The following is a 3,496-nucleotide window of genomic DNA, read 5'->3' as shown; positions in this document are numbered from 1 at the left end:
TTACGTCTGGGAGGCTCGCGCAGATGTCGTTGGAGAGCGAGGCTGGCTCTGCGCAGACGCGCGATTGTGGGCTGGGGAATGATGGCTTGGAGCAGGGAGGCGATGAGCTGACGGAGCAGGCGCCATGCTGCAGGTCTGGTTAGGCGGCTTCGGCCAAGCGGGGAGAGTCCTCGAGTTCGTCGACAAGCGGCTCGAGCAGAAGAATGATCAGCAGGTGAGCGAGGATATGGGGTCTGGCAGACCGCTCGTCAGTTCCTGGAGGTCCTTTCAAGCCAATCAGGCTCTTCAGCCGCTTGAAGCCGAGTTCGATCCGCCATCGCAGCCGGTAAAGGGCAAGCAGATCAGCGGTTGTGAAGTCCTCGGGCTTGAGCGAGGTCACCAGGATCACCCAATCCGCAGCATCAAGCGTTTGCCTGGAGAGACGATGGCCTCCCTTCTGAGCCGTCCTGCGTGCCTTGCGCCGTGCAGCCTGAGCCGCATCTGCAGGTTTCTTGACGGCAACCAAACGCACAGCAAGCGGTGCTCCACCAGACTTGCGTTTTACCCAGATCGGCCGGTCGATGATGCCGCGTGCCGCGGCCTTGCGCAGTTCGGCGACGAGATCGATCAGATTGCCTTTGCGATCCAGCCAACAAGCGCTCTTCCAGCCCGAGCGGATCACGAAGTCCGCACCGGCCTCGACCAGATACGCCATGCGCTCCGGCTGCAGATAGGCGCGGTCGGCAAGACGGATCTCGCCGGCAATCAGCGGGATCCGGTCCAGCGTCTCGCCCGCGCGTTCGTCGGTCAGCTCGAAGTGACCAAAACGTTCTTGCGGAAGATCGAACGCACTGTGGATGCGCCACACCGCATTCTTCTGCCTGCCGCCGGTTCCAGCTTTTGGGACCGTCGTGGCGTCAACGATGCGGATCAGTCGACCGCGGCTTGCCTTCGGCGCACCGCTCGCAAGTGCCCGGCCTATCAGCTGTGCAAGCCAATCCCCGGACTGACGCAGCCGGTATAACAGAGCCACGTTGGAGATATCGACAAGGCCCACCGAAGTCGCCCATGCCGCCGTCAACCGCAGACCTCTCGTGCCCAGGCAATACGCAAGGATCAGCCGCAGCAGATCGACTGCATTGCTGATCTCGCGCGGGCGAACAAACGCCTTCGTCTCCCGCGCGCCAGCCTCCAGAGCCTCAGCTCCGCCCAGCCGCGAAACAACACGCGCCCAGTCTTCGTTCACAAGCGATTCGTTTCTCATCTCTTCTTGGAATCACACGTAAATCCAACGCGCAAATCCTATTTTAGCGCCTATGGGCGAAAGCCGGGATCCATAACCACAGGGTTCTGATGTTGAAGTAAGCCGTGGCCACAGCATCGCGCAACAATTGAGAGCTGTGGTTATGGGTCCCGGGTCAAGCCCGGGACGACACCGAATTTGTTGGGCTGTGTGAGTCATATATCCGCGTTCTCGCGACATGATTCGTCCGACAAGGTCCGTTGGCGCTTCCGGCAAAACCGGCTATGCATGCGCCGCTTTTGACGAGGACAACGCTTGATCCCCAGCAACGATACTTCGCCGGCGCCGTTCGGTGCGTTCGCGCCGAATGCGGCGCAGGCCGCCATCATCCGCCTGGCGCACAACAGCGGACTGAAACGCGGCGCGTTCCGGCCGTGGCTGTCGCGGCTGGTCAATCTGCTCGGTTCGGGCCCGCTCGATGTGCCGTATCAGGGCGCGTCGTTCCGCTTCTATCACCAGGCGAGCGCGACCGAGCGCGGCGCCCTGTTCAATCCCGACTACAATCTTGAGGAGCTCGACTTCCTGCGCCGGCATGTCGGCGCAGGCGGCACCTTCGTCGATCTCGGCGCCAATGTCGGCACCTACGCGCTGGCGCTGGCGCGCGATGTCGGGCCCACTGGCAAGGTGATCGCGATCGAGCCGCATCCGATGACGCATGCGCGGCTCGCATTCAACACCCAGGCCTCCGGCTATCCGCAGGTGCGCCTCGTTGCGGCCGCCGCCGGCCCGACCGACGGCGAGCTGATGATCGAGACCGACGGCGACAATCTCGGCGCCAGCCACATCGTCTCTGGCGTGCCCTCGGGCAAGGCGTTCAAGGTGCCGTCGCTGCGGCTGCAGCGCATTCTCGACGAGGCCGGCGCGACCAGGGTCGATGCGCTGAAGATCGACGTCGAAGGTTTTGAGGACCGCGTGCTGATCGGCTTCTTCAGTAACGCGCCGGAAGCGCTGTGGCCCGGCGCGGTCGTGATCGAGCACCTGTCGAAGGATGAGTGGACCGACGACTGCATTGCCGACATGCACTCGCGTGGCTATGTCGAGCAAGGCCGGACGCGGAGCAACACGCTGCTCGTGCGGGGGTGAGCCAGCTGAGTTTCGCCTATCCCGTCATTGCGAGCCAACGGGTCGCAATGACGGGACTACATAAATTCACGAAGGGAGGCCCGCGATGATCGACCATATCGGCTTTTCGGTATCCGACTATGCGCGCGCCAAGGCGTTCTACCAGATCGCGTTGGCGCCGCTCGGCTACGGCTTGATCATGGAAGTGACGGCGGAACAGACCGGCCATGATCCCGCGGCCGGCTTCGGTGCCAATGGCAAGCCGGATTTCTGGATCGGCGGCGAAGGCGCGATGAACAAGCCGGTGCATATCGCCATCGTCGCAAAGGATCGCGCCACGGTGGATGCCTTCTACAAGGCCGCGATATCGGCCGGTGGCCGCGACAATGGCCCGCCCGGCATCCGCGCGCATTACCATCCCAATTACTATGGCGCGTTCGTGCTTGATCCGGATGGCCACAACATCGAGGCGGTCTGTCACACGCCGGGATGAGTTTTCCGCGCGGAACAGGAACATCGCAGCACGCGGCCGGTTGATGTGAATGCCGATCGAGCCTCCAGAGATTCCACCAGCGACGCCCGGTACCCCGGGCGAACCGCCGCCCGGAATTCCTCCGGGCAATCCCAACCCGGAGATCCCGCCGCCGGTGCGCGAACCCGGCGAGCCGCCGCAGCCGGACGAATTGCCCGGCTACACGCCCGAGGAACTGCCGGTGCGTGGACCGCCTGGTCCCACCGGCCCGCCGCCTGCGACAGATCGCCTCGCCGCCCGGCGAGCCGCGGGTGCGACCGAATTCCGCGATGGAAGTTCCTGTGTCTGAGCGTTTCTTCTGAATGCCCAGTGAACAAATGCGCGTGCAACCCGTTACGATGTCGAAATAAAGTGCGCCAGTGATTCGTGGCTCGCCACAATCCGGCCTAACCGCTGGCTGTTCATCTTACCGCCGAATTGTTCGGCTTTCACGTTTCTTCCTTCCTGCCCAGACCTTCCGCCGGGGATTCCAAATAACATGACACAGCTTCGTCTCGTGCTGCTTGCCACGACTGCGCTGACGGTGATGCAGTTCGCCGCTTCAGCATCGCACGCGCAAACCTCACCGCTCGTCGTCGCACAGGCGCAGCCGAGGGAAGAACTCGGCCCGGATGGAAAGC

General features: G+C 63.1%; 4 protein-coding genes. 3 read left to right on the top strand and 1 reads right to left on the bottom strand.

What is annotated here, in order from left to right; genetic code table 11:
- Window positions 1-139: 139 nt before the first annotated feature.
- Entirely contained in the window at window positions 140-1,243 is a 1,104-nt protein-coding gene (locus tag UP09_RS00020; protein WP_044535962.1) for an IS4 family transposase, read from the bottom strand.
- 294 nt (window positions 1,244-1,537) lie between these two features.
- On the opposite strand from UP09_RS00020, the gene UP09_RS00015 reads away from it, so the two are divergent.
- The 3 genes from UP09_RS00015 (at window position 1,538) to UP09_RS00005 (ending at window position 3,165) form a co-directional block, all read left to right on the top strand.
- Window positions 1,538-2,365 carry an FkbM family methyltransferase gene (locus UP09_RS00015; protein ID WP_044535961.1) on the top strand — a complete coding sequence of 276 codons (828 nt, stop codon included), beginning with the start codon at window positions 1,538-1,540 and terminating at the stop codon, window positions 2,363-2,365.
- A gap of 85 nt (window positions 2,366-2,450) precedes the next feature.
- Window positions 2,451-2,837, top strand: coding sequence for a VOC family protein (locus UP09_RS00010; protein WP_044535960.1), 387 nt, complete (start codon window positions 2,451-2,453; stop codon window positions 2,835-2,837).
- Between the two features lie 49 nt (window positions 2,838-2,886).
- On the top strand, window positions 2,887-3,165 hold the full coding sequence (locus UP09_RS00005; RefSeq protein ID WP_044535959.1) for a hypothetical protein: 279 nt from the start codon (window positions 2,887-2,889) through the stop codon (window positions 3,163-3,165).
- The last annotated feature ends 331 nt before the right edge of the window (window positions 3,166-3,496 follow it).

The organism is Bradyrhizobium sp. LTSP885 (assembly GCF_000938305.1).
Classification (GTDB): Bacteria; Pseudomonadota; Alphaproteobacteria; order Rhizobiales; family Xanthobacteraceae; genus Bradyrhizobium.
The sequence above is the reverse complement of the archived record's forward strand: the minus strand, read 5'-3'. Positions and strand labels throughout refer to the sequence as shown.